13 protein-coding genes are annotated in these 16,037 nt (G+C 71.8%); 7 read left to right on the top strand and 6 right to left on the bottom strand.

Features of this window, described 5'->3' with window-relative positions; all coding sequences use genetic code 11:
- Positions 1–111 precede the first annotated feature (111 nt).
- Complete coding sequence (locus OG453_RS06405; protein ID WP_266865348.1) at positions 112–1,386, top strand: ABC transporter substrate-binding protein; 1,275 nt, start codon at positions 112–114, stop codon at positions 1,384–1,386.
- A 26-nt stretch (positions 1,387–1,412) separates the two neighbouring features.
- On the opposite strand, the gene OG453_RS06400 is transcribed toward OG453_RS06405, so the two are convergent.
- On the bottom strand, positions 1,413–3,506 hold the full coding sequence (locus OG453_RS06400) for a hypothetical protein (RefSeq protein WP_323178609.1): 2,094 nt from the start codon (positions 3,504–3,506) through the stop codon (positions 1,413–1,415).
- A 243-nt stretch (positions 3,507–3,749) separates the two neighbouring features.
- Positions 3,750–5,138 (bottom strand): transcriptional regulator, encoded by a 1,389-nt coding sequence (locus OG453_RS06395; RefSeq protein ID WP_266865346.1) that lies wholly within the window; start codon positions 5,136–5,138, stop codon positions 3,750–3,752.
- 284 nt (positions 5,139–5,422) lie between these two features.
- On the opposite strand from OG453_RS06395, the gene OG453_RS06390 reads away from it, so the two are divergent.
- The 4 genes from OG453_RS06390 (at position 5,423) to OG453_RS06375 (ending at position 10,461) form a co-directional block, all read left to right on the top strand.
- The gene (locus OG453_RS06390) at positions 5,423–6,082 is read left to right on the top strand and encodes a bifunctional DNA primase/polymerase (RefSeq protein ID WP_266865344.1); all 660 of its coding nucleotides are present in this window, start codon (positions 5,423–5,425) and stop codon (positions 6,080–6,082) included.
- 173 nt (positions 6,083–6,255) lie between these two features.
- The gene (locus OG453_RS06385; protein WP_266865342.1) at positions 6,256–7,050 is read left to right on the top strand and encodes an ABC transporter ATP-binding protein; all 795 of its coding nucleotides are present in this window, start codon (positions 6,256–6,258) and stop codon (positions 7,048–7,050) included.
- Positions 7,047–8,657, top strand: a complete 1,611-nt coding sequence (locus OG453_RS06380) for a transporter (RefSeq protein WP_266865339.1) — start codon at positions 7,047–7,049, stop codon at positions 8,655–8,657. Before OG453_RS06385 ends, OG453_RS06380 begins: the two co-directional genes overlap by 4 nt.
- 427 nt (positions 8,658–9,084) lie before the next feature.
- Positions 9,085–10,461: a PAS domain-containing protein gene (locus OG453_RS06375; RefSeq protein ID WP_266865337.1), complete on the top strand. Its 1,377-nt coding sequence runs from the start codon at positions 9,085–9,087 to the stop codon at positions 10,459–10,461.
- 86 nt (positions 10,462–10,547) lie between these two features.
- On the opposite strand, the gene OG453_RS06370 is transcribed toward OG453_RS06375, so the two are convergent.
- From OG453_RS06370 to OG453_RS06355, 4 genes are read right to left on the bottom strand one after another with little or no spacing between them, the layout of a single operon-like run.
- A complete protein-coding gene (locus OG453_RS06370) occupies positions 10,548–11,762 on the bottom strand; it encodes an ABC transporter permease (protein WP_266865335.1) in 1,215 nt (404 codons plus the stop codon).
- Positions 11,762–12,451 (bottom strand): ABC transporter ATP-binding protein, encoded by a 690-nt coding sequence (locus tag OG453_RS06365; protein ID WP_266865333.1) that lies wholly within the window; start codon positions 12,449–12,451, stop codon positions 11,762–11,764. The genes OG453_RS06370 and OG453_RS06365 overlap by 1 nt, the downstream gene beginning before the upstream one ends.
- Positions 12,448–13,521, bottom strand: a complete 1,074-nt coding sequence (locus OG453_RS06360) for a peptidoglycan-binding protein (RefSeq protein ID WP_266865331.1) — start codon at positions 13,519–13,521, stop codon at positions 12,448–12,450. The genes OG453_RS06365 and OG453_RS06360 overlap by 4 nt, the downstream gene beginning before the upstream one ends.
- Positions 13,518–14,003 (bottom strand): hypothetical protein, encoded by a 486-nt coding sequence (locus OG453_RS06355; protein ID WP_266865329.1) that lies wholly within the window; start codon positions 14,001–14,003, stop codon positions 13,518–13,520. Before OG453_RS06355 ends, OG453_RS06360 begins: the two co-directional genes overlap by 4 nt.
- Positions 14,004–14,124: 121 nt before the next feature.
- Here OG453_RS06355 and OG453_RS06350 point away from each other — a divergent pair, with 121 nt between their 5' ends.
- Positions 14,125–14,793, top strand: coding sequence for a response regulator transcription factor (locus OG453_RS06350; RefSeq protein ID WP_266865327.1), 669 nt, complete (start codon positions 14,125–14,127; stop codon positions 14,791–14,793).
- Between the two features lie 29 nt (positions 14,794–14,822).
- Complete coding sequence (locus OG453_RS06345; protein WP_266865325.1) at positions 14,823–15,998, top strand: HAMP domain-containing sensor histidine kinase; 1,176 nt, start codon at positions 14,823–14,825, stop codon at positions 15,996–15,998.
- Positions 15,999–16,037 lie beyond the last annotated feature (39 nt).

Genomic DNA, 16,037 nt, shown 5'->3' with positions numbered 1-16,037 from the left:
TACGTTCCCCCTTCGGGCGGCCGAATCGGCCCCTGTCATTCACCTTCTTGTCACCATGCGTTGGCGAAACGTCACTCCTTGGTTGGCGCAGCGGCGGAATCGTGATTGCACATGCCGGTCTCGCGACGCACCTTGCTCCCCCGCCCCTCCAAGTCCACAGCGCTCACCGCGGCCGCCCTGGTGGTGGCGTGTGCGTCCCTGACAACCGGCTGCGGGGTCATCCCTGGATCCACGGGGGGATCCAGGGACGAACCCGTCACCGTCATGACCTGGGCCCCCGAGAACACCAAGGCGACCAACAAGCCCGGCATCCCCGCCATGGCCAAGGCCTACGCCCGCTGGGTCAACGCGCACGGCGGCCTCGACGGCCGCGAGCTCAAGGTCATCACCTGCAACGACCACAACGACCCGGTCGGCGCCGCCGACTGCGCCCGCGAGGCGGTCGCCAAGAAGGTCGCCGCCGTCGTCGGCTCCTACAGCCAGCACGGCCAGTCCTTCCTCTCCCCCCTCGAAGTCGCCGGCGTCCCCTACATCGGCGGCTACGGCGTCACCGACGAGGAGTTCAGCAGCCCCCTGTCGTACCCGGTCAACGGCGGCGAACCGGCCCTGATGGCGGGCAACGGCCGGCAGCTCGCCGCCCGCTGCGAGCGCGTCTCCCTCGTACGCCCCGACACGATCGCCGGCGACGCCCTCCCCAAGCTCCTCGACGCGGGCCTCGCCGAGGGCCGCCGCAAGCCCGCCATGGACATCCGGGCCCCCGAGGACGGCACCGACTTCACCTCGCAGGCCGAGCAGGCGCTGACCCGCGCGGGCACCGGCGGCTGTGTGACGGCCGCGCTCGGCGCCCGCACGGACACGTTCTACGACTCCTACCGGCGCACCGAGGACGCGTACCCGACCGCGAAGATCTCCTCCGTGCTCGGCAGCGTCGACCAGTCCCTCATCGACCGCACGGGCGGCGCGGAAGGACCGTACGAAGGCGCCTACGTCACCGGCTGGTACCCGGCGGCAAGCGATCCCCGCTGGGACGAGATGCGCGAGGTCATCCGGCAGCGGGCCTTCGGCGACAACCGGGTCGACCCGGCGGACGCGGGCGTGCAGACCACGTGGATCGCCTACACCGTCCTGAAGCAGGTCGTCGAGTCGCTCGACGGCGACGAGGTCTCGTCCCGCTCCCTGCGCCGGGCCCTCGACAAGGGGCTGCAGGTGAAGACGGGCGGCCTGACGCCCACCCTGAGCTGGCGCTTCAAGGACATGCTCGCGGCGAGCGACTTCCCGCGCCTGGTCAACGCCGACATCACGTTCCAGGTCGTACGGGACGGCCGTCTGGTCCCGGCACGCAAGGGCTTCGTGAACGTCTCCAAGACCCTGGAGGGGGTCCGGTAGGCCCGCAGGCCTACCGGCGGGGGCTTCTAGAGCTGCGACTTGTCGCGGGTGGTGAGCCCGTGCTGCTTGGCGATGGTGTTCCACAGCCCGGCCGCCTGCTGCTTGGCCGTGGTCGCCTCGCCGCTCGCCTTGTTCGCGGCGACCGCGTGCGGCGTCGAGCGGGCGTGGCCCTTCTTGCAGCCCTTCTTGCCCGCGACCTGTCCTGCCCACGCGGCGTAGTGGTTGTCGGCGGACGCTGACGCCTTCCACGCCTTGTTGAGGGAGGCGGTCAGCTGGGCGTTGGCGGGCAGCTTGTCCACGGAGAGCCCGGCCAGGCGCGTGACCAGGCCGTTGCGCTGCTTGGCCGCGTTGCGCAGATCGGTGGCCGACTGGGCGAGGTTCGCGCACTTGCCGACATTGCGTACGGCGGCGATCACCGAGTCACGGCTGTTGTTGCTGTCGGCGAGGAGCTTGTCCAGGGCGACGGCCTGCTCCTTGGCCGGGTCGACGGACGGCGACGGCTTCTCCTCGGCGGGCGCGGACTCCGAGACGGTCTTGGGGTCGTCCTTGTCCTCGTCACCGCCCCCGCCGCTGAGCATCGCGCCGGCGCCGACGCCGAGCACCGCGATGGCGACACCCACGGCGGCGAACAGCGGCGCCTTCGAACCGGTGCGGCCCCCGCGGGCGGGAGCGGCCGCGGCGGCACGGCGCGCGGCACGTCCCCCGCCGTCGCCGCCGTGCCCGGCGGGCTGCGAGGGCTGCGGGTGCTCGAAGCGGGGCATCTGCTGCGTGGAGGCGGGGCCTTCCGACTCCGGCTGCTCCGTACGGAAGAGACTGTCGAACTCGGCGGGCGGCTGCCGGTCCCCCGGAGCTCCGGGCCGGATCCCGAAGGGGGCGGCGCCGGGTGCGGCGGGGACGGGAGCGATGTACTGCGTGGGCTCGCTGTCCGCGTCAGGGGCGGCGCCCGGCATGGGGCCCGCAGCCGCCGGGGGCATGGGCGCGGCGGGGTTGGAGACCCGCCGCAGAACCTGCGTCCCGTCGCCCGCGGGAGCCTCGGGGGGCAGGGCGCCCGGCGCGACGGGCGGTATGTACTGGGTGGCACCTTCATCGGCACCGGCACCGGCACCGGGCATCGCCGGTATGTACTGCGTCGCGTCGGCGTCCCCGGCGGCCGGCGGCAACGGCGCGGAACCGGCCCCACCAGCGGCCGGCAGCTGACCGGCCGCGGCGACCGGAGGCAGCTGGCCCGGCTGAACGGCGGGCGGAAGCTGGCCGTCTTGAGCGGCGGACGGAAGGTGCCCGGCCTGAGCGGCGGGCGGAAGCTGGCCGCCCTGAGCGGCGGACGGCAGCTGGCCCGGCTGCGCACCGGACGGGAGCTGGCCCGACTGCGCACCAGGGGCGAATTGTCCCGACTGCCCAGGTGTGGCGTGCTGTCCCTGCTGCCCCGGGTACGCGGCATCGGCGGACTGCCCCGCGTGCATGCCACCCGCAGGCTGCCCGGCGTGCGCGCCACCCGAGGTCTGCGCCCCATAGGCCCCGCCGTCGGGCTGCCCCGCGTGCTGCCCCGCCTGCTGGCCGCCCTGAGCCTGCCCCGCGTACGGAGCACCCGGAGCCTGCCCGCCGTAAGAAGCGTCCTGCGGCTGCCCACCGTGCGAAGGGGCCGGCGCCTGGCCACCGTATGAAGGGGCCGACGGCTGACCACCGAACGAAGGAGCCGACGGCTGGCCACCGTACGAAGAAGTCGGTGCCTGACCACCGTACGAAGGAGCCGACGCCTGGCCGCCATAAGAAGGGGTCGGCGCCTGGCCGCCGTACGAAGCGTCCGCGGGCTGCGTCCCGTAAGGCTGTGCGGCGCCCTGCTGGGGCTGTGTGCCCTCGGGCGGCAGCGGGGTGCCCGCGCCGTAGGTCTGCGGCTGGTCGGGGGCCGAGCCCCAGGCCTGGCCCGCGCCCGGCGGGTCCGCAGGGGCGGGGCCCCACGGCTGGCCCCAGGGGCTGCCGCCCGTGGGGGCCACATGGTCACCGGCGGTGCCGGGCATCAGGGGCTCGCTCCCGTCGGCAGGCAGCACGATGCCTTCGTGCGCGTGCCGGTCCGCGGAATGCGGATCGGAGGAAGCGGCGCCCTGTCCGCTCTGCTGCGTCACCGGGACTCCTACGAATGGGGGACCTACGGAACCGTCGGCTCACGCTACCGGGTCGCCACAGCCGTCTGCCACGCAGCTCAAACCCCCGCCTCCGCCACGATCACGGGAGTAACAAAACCTCACCTCAAGACGCTGGTAATGGTTCGGCGAAGGATCGATCGCATACCGGAGTTGGCCGTTCACGGTGAGGAGGGGCCAGGGCCAGGTGGCGTTCACCCGGCCACAGCGGACACCACAAAAGCTTCACGCGGCCTGGATGTCCATCCGCGCCCCGAACTCCCGCACCACCGGCTCGTCCCTGAACGGATCGAGCCGGTCCTTGAAGTCGTCCAGATACTCCGCGCCACGGTTCGACCGCAGCGTGCCGAGCAGTTCCACCGCCTTCAGGCCCGTATGGCACGCCTGCTCGACGTCCCGCCGCTGCACCTGCGCCGTGGCGAGCAGGACGAGCCCGATCGCCCGGCGCCGCGCCCGCGTCTCGGGGTGCCCCGCCAGGGACTCCTCCGCACTGCGCGCCGCCGCGTCCGCCTGTCCCAAGTCCCGGTGACAGTGCGCCAGTTCATCGGCGAGATACGCGTGGTCGAAGTGCCGGATCCACACCGGGTCATCGCCCGAACCGGCCTCCCCCGCCGCGCGGTCCATCGCCTCGACCGCCCGGCCCGCCACGGCCTGCGTCGACCGCCCGTCCCCGAGCAGCGCGTGCCCCCGCGCCTCGGCGGCGTAGAACATGGCCTCCGCGCGCGGGGTGACCCGCCCGCGCGTCCCCTCCTGGGCCGCCCTCGCCAACTGCGCGATCTCCCGCGGGTTTCCGAGCTGAGCCGCGAGATGGCTCATGGACGCGGCCAGTACGTACCCGCCGTACCCCCGGTCCCCCGCCGCCTGCGCGAGCCGCAGCGCCTGGATGTAGTAGCGCTGGGCGAGCCCCGGCTGCCCCGTGTCGACGGCCATGTACCCGGCGAGCTCCGTCAACCGCGCGACGGCGGAGAACAGTTCACGCCCCACGGACTCCCGATAGGAGCCCGCCAACAGCCCCGACACCACACTGTTCAGGTAGTGCACGACGACCGGCCGCACATGCCCGCTGCCGTACTGGTGGTCAAGCTGCGTCAGCGCCTCCGTCATCGCCCGCACCGCCGCCACGTCGGAGATCCCGACCCGCGGCCCCGCCATCCGCCCGACCTGCGCGTCCGGCGACGAGATCAGCCAGTCGCGGCTCGGCTCGACCAGCGCGGAGGCGGCGACGGACGACCCGGAGAGGAAATCGCGCCGCCCGACGTCACTGCGCCACAGTTCACACACCTGCTCGATGGCGCCGAGGACGGTCGGCGAGAACTGCAGACCCACGCCCGACGCGAGGTTCTTGCCGTTCGCCATGCCGATCTCGTCGATCGTGACCGTACGGCCCAGCTTGCGGCCCAGGGCCTCGGCGATGATGCCGGGCGCCCGGCCGCGCGGCTGCTGCCCGCGCAGCCACCGGGCGACGGACGTCTTGTCGTAGCGCAGATCGAGACCGTGCTCCGCACCGCACATGTTGACCCTGCGGGCCAGGCCCGCGTTCGAGCAACCCGCTTCCTGAATGAGTGCCTGCAGCCTTTCGTTGGGCTGCCGCGCGACGAGCGGCCTTGCGGCCATGGCGTACCCCCTGATGCGCACGTTGGATCATCGGTACAGGGGCCGAAATTCGGCCACCCAGATGATCAATGCCCTAGGGGCAAACGGAAGATGCACCACAAACGGACCATAAGTCGGTAACTGGGCTTCTTCTGAGCGCCCCAGACCTGGCTACCCGCACATGGAACCCATTCCCCATGCGCGCCCCCGCCCGTGCACCCATGCGCCCCGGATGCAGGATCGATGCTCCGCCCCGGCGCACGGCGGGGCCGTAACCGTAGGTGGCGGGCGGAGTTGAGAACTTCGTGGAAGAGACCTTGGGAGTCACGTCAGCCGCGCACATCCCGAAGCAGCGCGGAGAAGCCTTGCTGGACACGGCCGTGCGATATGCGGAAGAGCGCCACTGGGACGTGTTCCCCGGGACGTGGCTGGAGTCCGTCGAAGGCACCGAAGTCTGCTCGTGCGGTGACGGCGCGTGCACACAGCCCGGATCGCACCCGGCGCGCGAGGACTGGGCGACGCAGGCGACGGGCAGCGCGACGGTCGCCAGGCGGCTGTGGTCCAAGCAGCCGAAGTCGTCGATCCTGCTGCCGACGGGCCGTACGTTCGACGCGATCGACGTGCCGGAGACGGCGGGGTTCCTCGCGCTCGCGCGCATGGAGCGGATGGAACTGACGCTCGGTCCCGTGACCTGCACGCCGGACCGCCGCATGCAGTTCTTCGTCCTCCCCGGTGCGGCGGTGAAGGTGCCTGACCTGGTACGCAAGTTGGGCTGGCCGCCGGCCGCGATCGACCTGGACGCGCTGGGCGAGGGAACGTACGTTGCGGCGCCGCCCACGCGGTTCGGCGCGACCGGCGCGGTGCAGTGGGCCTGCCGGCCGACCGCGGCGAACCGGTGGCTCCCCGATGCGGAGGAGATCATCTCGCCTCTGGCGTACGCGTGTGGGCGCGAGGCGCGGAGGTAGCGCGCCCCTGCGGGTGCGGCGCCGCACCTGGGGCTCCGCCCCAGACCCCGCTCAAGACCGCCGCTTCGCGGCGGATCTTTCCCTCCTACCCACCCCATTGCCCCGCAGGCCTTTCGGTGCCCAAGACGTATCGTGCACTTCAGAGACGGCTACGACGAAGGGCGGCGGACACCGTGACCGAGGCAGACCCGGTGGCAGCCCCCGCGGCGGTAAGGGTGCAAGGGCTCTGGAAGGCCTTCGGCCAGCAGATCGCGGTTGCCGGGATCGACCTCGCCCTCCCCGCGGGCAAGTTCATCGGCCTCGTAGGACCGAACGGCGCGGGGAAGACCACCACCCTCTCGATGGTGACCGGCCTTCTCCGCCCCGACCAGGGCACGGTCGAGGTGGTCGGCCACGACGTGTGGACCGACCCCGTCGAGGTCAAGGCCCGCATCGGCGTCCTCCCGGAAGGCCTGCGCCTCTTCGAGCGGCTCTCGGGGCGCGAACTCCTCGCGTACACGGGAAGATTGCGCGGACTTCCCGGCGAAGAGGTCGACAAACGTGCGACCCAGCTCCTGGACGTGCTCGACCTCGCCGGCGCCCAGCACAAACTCGTCGTCGACTACTCCACCGGCATGCGGAAGAAGATCGGCCTCGCCGCGGCCCTGCTGCACAACCCTGAAGTCCTCTTCCTCGACGAGCCGTTCGAGGGCGTCGACCCGGTCTCCGCGCAGACCATCCGGGGCGTGCTTGAGCGCTACACCGGCTCCGGGGCCACCGTCGTCTTCTCCTCGCACGTCATGGAACTCGTCGAGTCGCTCTGCGACTGGGTCGCCGTCATGGCGGCCGGACGCATCCGCGCACAGGGCACCCTCGCCGACGTGCGCGGCGCGGCGCCCTCCCTCCAGGAAGCGTTCCTGGAGCTGGTCGGGGCCAACGGCCGTGACGCGGGCTCGCACCTCGACTGGCTCGGCGGCGGCACCCGATGAGCCCCGCCGAAGCGGCGGTCGCCCCTGCGCCCTCCATCACGCCCGTCTTCGTACGACTGAAGCTCTCGCTCCTGCGCAACGGGCTGCACCAGTCGTCCGGCCGCAAGGCCGCCTACATCGCCTCCGTCGTGGCCGCGCTCCTCATGGCGGCGCTGCAGCTCCTCGGCCTGATCGCGCTGCGCGGCAACGAACACGCCGCCACCGTCTCCATCCTGCTCACCGCGATCCTCGCGCTCGGCTGGGCGGTGTTCCCGCTGTTCTTCCCCAGCGGCGACGAGACCCTCGACCCGACGCGCCTGGTGATGCTGCCGCTGCGGCCGCGGCCGCTGGTGCGCGCACTGCTCGTGGCGTCCCTCGTGGGCATCGGGCCGCTCTTCACGCTCTGCCTGGCGCTCGGCTCGGTCATCTCGCTCGCGCACGGCGGCGCCGCCCTCGTCACCGGCATCCTCGCCATCGCACTCACCGTGCTGATCTGCGTCGCCCTCGCCCGGACCGTCGCCGCCGCCAACATCCGCCTGCTGACCAGCCGCAAGGGCCGCGACCTCGCCGTACTGAGCGGCCTCGTCATCGCGGTCGGCGCGCAGGTCGTCAACTTCGGGGCGCAGCGGCTCGGTTCGTCCGGGCTCTCACAGCTCGATCCGGCCAGGGACGTGCTGCGCTGGATCCCGCCCGCGTCGGCGATCGGCGCCGTCGACTCGGTGAGCGAGGGGTCGTATGCCGTCGGGGTCGCCCAACTCGCCCTGAGCGGCGCCGCACTGGCCGGCCTCCTCGCCCTCTGGCAGCGCAGCCTCACCCGCCTGATGACGACCCCCGACGGCTCCACGCTCGCCGCGGCGGAACCCACCAAGGAACGCTCCACGCGCGGCCTGGGACGGCTGCTGCCCGCCGGGCGCACCGGCACCGTCATGGAGCGCAGCCTGCGCTACGTATGGCGCGACCCGAAGACGAAGGCCGCCTGGGTGACATCCCTGGCCATCGGCCTGATCGTGCCGCTCTTCAACGCCCTGCAGGGCACCGGCTCGATCTACTTCGCGTGCTTCGCGGCGGGGATGCTCGGCGTCCTCATGTACAACCAGTTCGGCCAGGACACCTCGGCGTTCTGGATGGTCGCGATGACGATCTCCTCCGCACACGACGCGTACGTCGAACTGCGCGGCCGCGCACTGGCCCTGCTGGTGATCACCCTGCCGTACGCGACGCTGGTCACCGTCATCACGGCGGCCGTGCTCGGCGACTGGCCCGTCCTGCCGGAAGGCCTCGGCCTCTCGCTCGCGCTGCTCGGCGCGATGCTGGCGACGGGTGCCTGGTCATCGGCCCGCTTCCCGTACTCGATCCCGCAGGAGGGCTACAAGAACGTGGCCCCCGGCCAGGCAGGCCTTGCCTGGATCTCGATCTTCGGCGGGATGGTCGCGGCGGCCCTGCTGTGCGCCCCGGTCCTCGCCTTCACCATCTGGCTGCATGTGGCGGGCGGGGCCGACTGGTCCTGGGTGCTGCTGCCGCTCGGCGGCGCGTACGGCGCGCTGATCACCTACTTCGGCCTGCGCCTCGCCGCCCCGAGGGTGGCGCGCCGCCTCCCGGAGATCCTCCTCGCGGTCAGCAAGGGCTGACCTGAGCGTCTCCGGAACGCGGACAACCCGCGAGCCGTGGTTCCCGCCGTACGCAACGGCGGAAAGCCGGCCGGACGTACCGGCGGCTCGCGGGTCGGGTGACTGCTTGGGATTGGGCCGGCTGCACGCACATCACACGTGCTGGTCCGGCACCGAATTCGAGTTGCGACGACGGGCCACTAGCCCGCAGTCACCTCACGCGTCCGGTTTCCATACATCGGCCGAACCACCTCCCTTCGTGTGTACGTGCCACCCTAGGAACCGCCCCGTCCGTCGCACAACCGTTTTTATGGAGCAACGATTTCGCCCAACTTCCGGGAACCACCTGTGTGCTGCGTCACGTTCGAGTTCAATGATCTGACGTGCGGTATACGCAGAACTCGCAGAGCATGCAGCTCATGAGGACACGGCCTGCAGGGGGTGCCAGGTGAGTGCTTCCCGGCGTAGCGGGACCACCGATGAGTTGGGGCCCGAGGAGCCCGAACCGGGTGGGGCGGAATTGCTTGCGGCTTTGCTCGACGGGATGGACGCCGCGTTGTGCGCGTTCGATGCCGACGGGGTGGTGACCCACTGGAACCGTGAGGCCGAGCGGATACTCGGGTGGTCGGCGGCGGAGGCCGTCGGGCGGCGGGGGTTCGCGGGGTGGGCGGTGCGGACGGCCGATGCCGAGGAGGTCGAGACGCGGCTGCTCTCCGCCATGGAGGCTCCTGGGCGGCAGGTGCACGAGTTCGCGCTGCTGACCAAGGACGGCGGGCGGGTGCTCGTGCGGACGCAGTCCGCCGCGGTGCGGGGCGGGGACGGGAAGCCCGCGGGGGTGTACTGCGCCTTCAGTGAGGTGCACGCGCAGATCGATCTGGAGCGGTCCATCGCCCTGAGCGAGGCCTTGTTCGAGAACGCCTCTTGGGGGGTTGTTCTCGTTGATGCCGATCTTCGGCCCGCTGTCGTCAATGAGCATGCGGCGCGGGCCCTTGGCATGGGGCGTACGGCGGTGCTCGGGCGGCCGCTCGGTGATCTGCTGGGGCAGGGTGTCGAGGAGTTGGAGAGCGCGCTCTCGCATGTGCTTGCCGAGGGGGCGCCGCCGGCTCCCGCCGAGATGTGGGTGTCCGTGCGGGCCTCGGAGAGCGGTGAGCCGGAGCGGCGGTGCTGGCGGAGTGGTTTTGTGCGGTTGGCGTCGCCGTTGGCGGAGGAGCCGGTTCCGCTGGGTGTGGGGTGGCTTTTCCAGGACGTCACGGAGGCCAAGCAGACCGAGCAGGAGGCGGCTCAACTGCGGTTCCGTTCGCAGCAGTTGCATCGGGCGGCGCGTGCTGCGGCCGAGTGCGAGGATCCGACGGAGGCGGCGACCGTCCAGCTGGACTTCGCGCTTGCCGGATTCGCCGATCACGCGCTGATCGATCTGGTGGCGGGGGACTCCGGGGACGAGCCGGTGCGGCTCGTGCGGGCGGCTGCGACGCCCGCGGGGGCGCCGGGGCCGTGCCTTCCCGTGGCGAAGGCGGGCCTTCCGGTGCGGTATCTGGAGGGGCATCCGGCGCCGCAGTGTGTCGAGCGGGCGGGTTCCGTACGTGCCAGTGCGGGCGCGGCGGCTCCCGAGCGGGCCCGGGAGTGGGCCGCGGCCAGGCAGTGGCCGGAGGACTCCGTGCACGCGCTGTGCACGGTGCTGCGCAGCCGGGGGCGGACGTTGGGCGTGGTGACGTTTCTGCGGGGTGCGAGCCGTACGCAGTTCGAGCGGGCGGACGCGGCGTACGCGGAGAGCGTCTCGGCGAGGGTTGCGGCTTCGCTGGACCTGGCGCGCGTGCTGGGCTCCTGACTGCTTCTGCGGGTGGGTGGGCTTTCGAGGCCGCCGCTTCGCGGCGGATCTCTCCCGCCCACCCACCCGTTTACCCGGCAGCGCGTTTACCCCGCGTGCAGCGCCAACGTCGGGGAAAGCCGCGCCGCCCGTACCGCCGGGTACAAGCCCGCCACCGTGCCGATCACCAGCGTTGCCGCGAAGCCGCCCGTGACCGCCCACAAAGGGATCACCCAGGGCAGGCCGCCCGACGCCGCGTACGCCGCCGTCGCCGCCGCGCCCAGGGCGATTCCCGCGACACCGCCCAGGCCCGACAGCATCAGCGACTCCGTCACGAACTGAATCCGGATCTGTCCCTTCGTCGCGCCCATCGAGCGGCGGAGGCCTATCTCGTATCGCCGTTCCAGGACTGAGATGATCATGGTGTTGGCGACCCCGACGCCCCCGACCAGCAGGGCGATCCCGCCGAGCCCGAGCAGCAGCGTGGAGAACGCGCCCTCCGTCGCCGCCTTCGCCTTCAGCGCCGATGACGGGTCCGTGACCTGTACGTTCCTCGGGTTCTCCGGGTCGATCGACGCCGCGAGCAGCCCGCGGACCTCCCCGACCGCCGCGTCGGTCGAGCGCTCGTACACCGAGGTGGGGCGGCCGTCGAAGGCGAGTTCGGACTTCGCCGCGTTCCATCCCACGAGCGCCGAGCGTTCGATCTCGGGGGCCAGCGGCAGCGGGTCGAGGATGCCGATGACGGTGAAGTAGCGGTCGTCGAGCCACACTTGGGTGCCCGGTTCCGTGATGCCGAGGCGCTGCGCCGCGACATGGCCGAGGACCAGCGACGGATAGCGGCTGTTGGCCGCGTTGAACCAGGTGCCGTGCGCCATCTCGCCGCGCAGCACCTCCAGCAGACCCTCGGTCGCCGCCTTGACGGAGATGCCGCCGGTCTCGTCCTCGGGGATCTTCTCGCTGCGCCGTACGGAGCGGTCGAGGTCGCCTGTCGCGCCCACGTTCTCCACTCCCTCGACGCGCGAGACCCGGCCCGCCGCGTCGCGCGGCAGCACCACCTTCTCGCCCGAGAACAGCGGCTCCCCCGGCGACGCGACCAGCATGTTCGTACCCAACTCGTCGAGTTCCTGCATGAGTTGGGCTTTGCTCGATGAGGAGATACCCACCACCGCGATCATCGTGGCTATGCCTATCGCGATGCCGAGCGCGGACAGGACGACCCGGACCGGGCGGCTGCGCAGCCCCGCCGATCCGACGTGCAGGACGTCGCGGGGGCCGAGCCGCGCTGCTCGCAGCTTCTTGCGTGACGTATCAAGCGAAGTCATCAGACGGACACCTCCTCTGCCCGCGCATCCGCCACGACCCGCCCATCCCTGATCCGCACCTGCCGTGGCAGCCGCCGGGCGATCTCCGTGTCGTGGGTGATGACGGCGATCGTCGCGCCCTCCGCGTTGAGGTCGTGCAGGAGCTCCATGACCGCCTCGCCGGACGCCGAGTCCAGCGCGCCGGTCGGCTCGTCCGCGAGCAGCAGATCCGGAGCGCCGACCACGGCCCGTGCGATGGCGACGCGCTGCTTCTGGCCGCCGGAGAGTTCGTGCGGCCGGTGTCTCATGCGGTCCGCGAGGCCGACCCGCTCCAGCGCGTCGGCCGCGCGGCGGCGGCGTTCGGCGCGCGGGAGCCCGGAGTACAGCAGGCCCTCCGCGACGTTGTCCCGCGCGCTGACCCCCGGCACCAGGTGGAACGCCTGGAAGACGAAGCCGATGTGCCGCGCGCGCAGCGCCGAGAGGCTGCGGTCGGTGAGGGACGCGACGTCGTGCCCCGCGATCGCCACCGAACCCTCCGAGGGGCGGTCGAGCGTGCCGACGATGTGCAGCAGCGTCGACTTGCCGGACCCGGACGGGCCGACGATGGCGAGGAGTTCGCCCTCTTCCACCGTCAGGTCCACTCCGCGCAGGGCCGCGACCCCGCCCGGATACTCCTTGGTGACCCCGGCCAACTCCACGACGGCGCTCATATCTTGGGCACCCCGACCTTCGTACCCTCGCGCAGCCCGCCGCCGCTCACCTCGACGCGCCCCTGCCCGAACATGCCGAGCCCGACCTTCACCTGGCGGGCGCGGCCGTGCTCGACGACCTGGACGCCGTAGCCGCCGCCGGGCAGTGCGAGGAGCGCGTTGACGGGGACGGAGAGCACGTCCTTGCGGGTCTCGCCGGTGAGGTTCACCGTCACCGGGGACTGGTCGAATCCGTCGACCTTCCCCGGGTCGTCGAAGGAGACCGTCACCGGGATCTTCGGGGTCTTGTCGGCCGGGTCGTCGCCCGGCTTCGCTGTCCTGCCGACGGACGCGACCCGGCCCTTGACCGTCGAGCCGTCCGGCAGGTCCACGGTGACCCTCGTGCCCGCCTTGGCGAGCTTTCCCTCGGCGACGTCGAGGTCGAAACGTACGACCCGTTCGGAGCCGGTCGTGGCGAGCACCGGCTTCCCCGGGGCGACCTGGTCGCCGACGGCCGACTCGGCGGACTTCACGCGGACGGCTCCGGGCGAGAAGGCGATCTGGTCCGGGCCGACCCGCCCCGTCTGCTTGCGGTCGTGCGCCTTCTGCCACTGCTTGACGGCGGCCGCGGTGCCTTCCGTGTACGTGTCGTCGACGGCGAGGCCCGCACCGTGCCCGAGCGCCCGCAGATTCTCTTCCAGCTGTCGTACGTCGTCGCCCTCGTCGCCGGTCTTCAGCGTGCGGTACATGGGCTCGGTGCCGTACATGAGCCGTACCGGGACGCCGTTGACCTCGTACAGACGGCCGTCGCGCCGGATCGTCGAGCCGGTGCCCGTGGTCCAGGTGAGGATGCCGGTGGCGCCCGCGTTGACCTTGCGTTCCTTGGCGTAGCCGAGGGTGCCGTCGGTCTGGGTGCCGCTGCTGAGGTCGCCGCGCTCGACGGGGGCGGTGGCGGGCGGCAGTCCGGCGTTCTGGCGTACGGAGCCGTCCTTGCCGTTCTTCGCGTCGGCGAGCGCGGTGACGGCGATCCCGCCGCCGGTGACGGCGAGCAGCGCCACCACGCTGGAGACGACGGCGGTGCGGCGCCTCACGCGACGATGTCCTTGCACGCCTTGGCGGCCTTCTCCATCTTCTTGACCTCGGCGCCCTTGGGCATGGGCTGGGCCTGCATGGCGCCGCCGTCGAACTTGGGGTCCGGCATGTTGTAGCCGTTCTCGCGCATGCAGCGGGCGTACTTGAGCATCTTGTCCTTGTCGGCCTGCGAGACCGATCCGCCGCCCGCGCCGCCGCCCTTGCCGGTGCACTCCTTCATGGCGGCCTGCATCTTCTCCTTGCTCAGGTCGCCGCCGATGGTGATCCCGCGGCTGTCCTCGCCGGCCTTGGGTTCGGCCACCTTGAGGCCGTGCTTGCGCAGGCACTCGCGCTCCTTGAAGGCGGCGTCGGCCTGCTTGCCCTTTCCGCCGTCGGCGTTGTCCTGGCTGCTCTCGCCGCCGCCGGAGGAGCAGGCTCCGGCGAACAGGGCGAGCGCGGCGAACCCCGATGCGACGGCTGCTGAGCGCGTACGAGTCCTCATGACGTCCCCTTCACTTCTCGCTGTCACGTCGACGCGCACAGGCTGGCGGCAAGCGGGGTTTCGTTTCTCTCAACGGAGACGCTTACATCGACGAAAGGTGCACTTCAGGTACACAGGCCGGATGCGTGTACTGCTGGTGGAGGACGAGGAATTCCTGGCCGAGATGATCGCCGACGGGCTGCGCCGCGACGCGCTCGCGGTCGATGTCGCGTCCGACGGCCTGACCGCCCTGCGCAAGCTCCAGCTCGGCGAGTACGACGTCGTCGTCCTGGACCGGGACCTGCCGGGCCTGCACGGCGACGAGGTGTGCCGCCGGGTCGTGCGGCAGCGGCTGCTCACCCGGGTCCTGATGCTGACGGCGTCGGCCACGGTCCGGGACCGGGTCGCGGGCCTCGGTCTGGGCGCCGACGACTACCTGACCAAGCCGTTCGCGTACGACGAGCTGCTGGCCCGCGTCCTGGCGCTCGGCCGCCGCACCCGCCCCGCGCTGCCGCCGGTCATCGAACGCGCGGGCCTGGTCCTGGACACGGCCCGCCGCCAGGCAAGCCGCGACGGGCGTCATCTCGCCCTCTCCCGCAAGGAGTTCGCGGTCCTTGAGGCGCTGCTGCGGGCGGAGGGCGCGGTGGTCAGCGGCGAGGACCTGATCGAACAGGTCTGGGAGGAGGACACCAGCTACCGCACGAACGCGGTCCGGGTCACGCTGTCCAAACTGCGCACGAAGCTGGGCGATCCGCCGGTGGTGGAGACGGTGCCGGGTGCCGGCTACCGAATCGCGGGCTGGTCGGCGTGAAAGGGCTCGGAGTGACAGGGCCTCTCCGCATGAGCAGCGAACGCGCCCGGCTCACCGCCCTCTACGGCGGCATGCTCGTCCTCGCCGGAGCCCTGCTCACCGGCCTCGTCTACTTCCTGGTCCGGCAGGGGCTCTACTCCTCGATCACCGCCGCCGTCACCACCGCAGTCCCCGCGAGCAGGATCGGCCCGCCCTGGCGGCCACCGAGCCCGGCCGCCTCGGCCGCCCCCACCAAACGCCTGCCCACCGAGGTCACCCAGGGCCTCGCCGTCACAAAGATCAGCGATGTAGCCGAGCAGGCCGCCCTCAGCCGACTCCTGACCGTCTCCGTGATCGTCCTCTTCGTCTACGCCGCGCTGTCCATCCTGCTCGCCTGGTGGATGGCAGGCCGGGTCCTTCGCCCCGTGGCCGTGATCACCGGCACCGCTCGCCGGCTCTCCGGCGAGAACCTGCACGAACGGATCGCGCTCGACGCCCCGCCCGGCGAGCTGAAGCAGCTGGCCGACACGTTCGACGAGATGCTCGGCCGGATAGAGCAGCTGGTCGGCGCCCAGCAGCGGTTCGCGGCCAACGCGGCGCACGAGCTGCGCACCCCGCTCGCCGTGCAGCGGGCCGCCGCGGAGATCGGCCTGGCCGGTGCGCCGGACGCGGAACAGGTCACGAAGATCCGTACGAAACTGATCTCGGTGGCCGACGACAGCGAGCACCTCATCGAGGGTCTTCTGCTGCTCGCCACGTCCGAGCAGGGCCTTGAACGCCGGGAGCCGATCGCCCTTGACGTGCTGGCCGACGCGGTCGCGGAGGGCCTTGCGGGCCGGGCGGCGGAGCGCGAGGTGACCGTGTCGGTGCACGCCGAGCCGCTGACCGTGCACGGCGACGGGGTGCTGCTGGACCGCCTGGTGCACAACCTGGTGGCGAACGCCGTGTCCCACAACGTGAAGGGCGGCCGCGTCGACCTGCGCACGGGCCCCGAGGGCATCGAGGTCACCAACACGGGCCCCGCGGTCCCACCCGAGACCGTCCCCCACCTCTTCGAGCCTTTCCGACGCCTGCGGGAACGTACGCATGCGAGGGGGGAGGGCGCGGGACTGGGCCTGTCGATCGTGGCAGCGATCGCACGGGCACACGGGGCGGAGGTAACGGCAGAGGCGAACGGGGAGGGCGGAGGGCTAACGGTGCGGGTCCGATTCCCGCCGGGGCGCTAGGCGCCCCTTTTAGGGGCGCGGGGAACTGCGCGAGCAACC

Origin of the sequence: Streptomyces sp. NBC_01381, assembly GCF_026340305.1 — a bacterium.
GTDB lineage: Bacteria > Actinomycetota > Actinomycetes > Streptomycetales > Streptomycetaceae > Streptomyces.
The sequence above is the reverse complement of the archived record's forward strand: the minus strand, read 5'-3'. Positions and strand labels throughout refer to the sequence as shown.

Bases quoted from the DNA above. Each gene is read 5' to 3' on its own strand.
- OG453_RS06405 (WP_266865348.1), top strand. From the start codon at position 112: ATGCCGGTCTCGCGACGCACCTTGCTCCCCCGCCCCTCCAAGTCCACA.
- OG453_RS06395 (WP_266865346.1), bottom strand. From the start codon at position 5,138: ATGGCCGCAAGGCCGCTCGTCGCGCGGCAGCCCAACGAAAGGCTGCAG.
- OG453_RS06380 (WP_266865339.1), top strand. From the start codon at position 7,047: ATGAGCCCCGCCGAAGCGGCGGTCGCCCCTGCGCCCTCCATCACGCCC.
- OG453_RS06370 (WP_266865335.1), bottom strand. From the start codon at position 11,762: ATGACTTCGCTTGATACGTCACGCAAGAAGCTGCGAGCAGCGCGGCTC.
- OG453_RS06365 (WP_266865333.1), bottom strand. From the start codon at position 12,451: ATGAGCGCCGTCGTGGAGTTGGCCGGGGTCACCAAGGAGTATCCGGGC.
- OG453_RS06355 (WP_266865329.1), bottom strand. From the start codon at position 14,003: ATGAGGACTCGTACGCGCTCAGCAGCCGTCGCATCGGGGTTCGCCGCG.
- OG453_RS06350 (WP_266865327.1), top strand. From the start codon at position 14,125: ATGCGTGTACTGCTGGTGGAGGACGAGGAATTCCTGGCCGAGATGATC.
- OG453_RS06345 (WP_266865325.1), top strand. From the start codon at position 14,823: ATGAGCAGCGAACGCGCCCGGCTCACCGCCCTCTACGGCGGCATGCTC.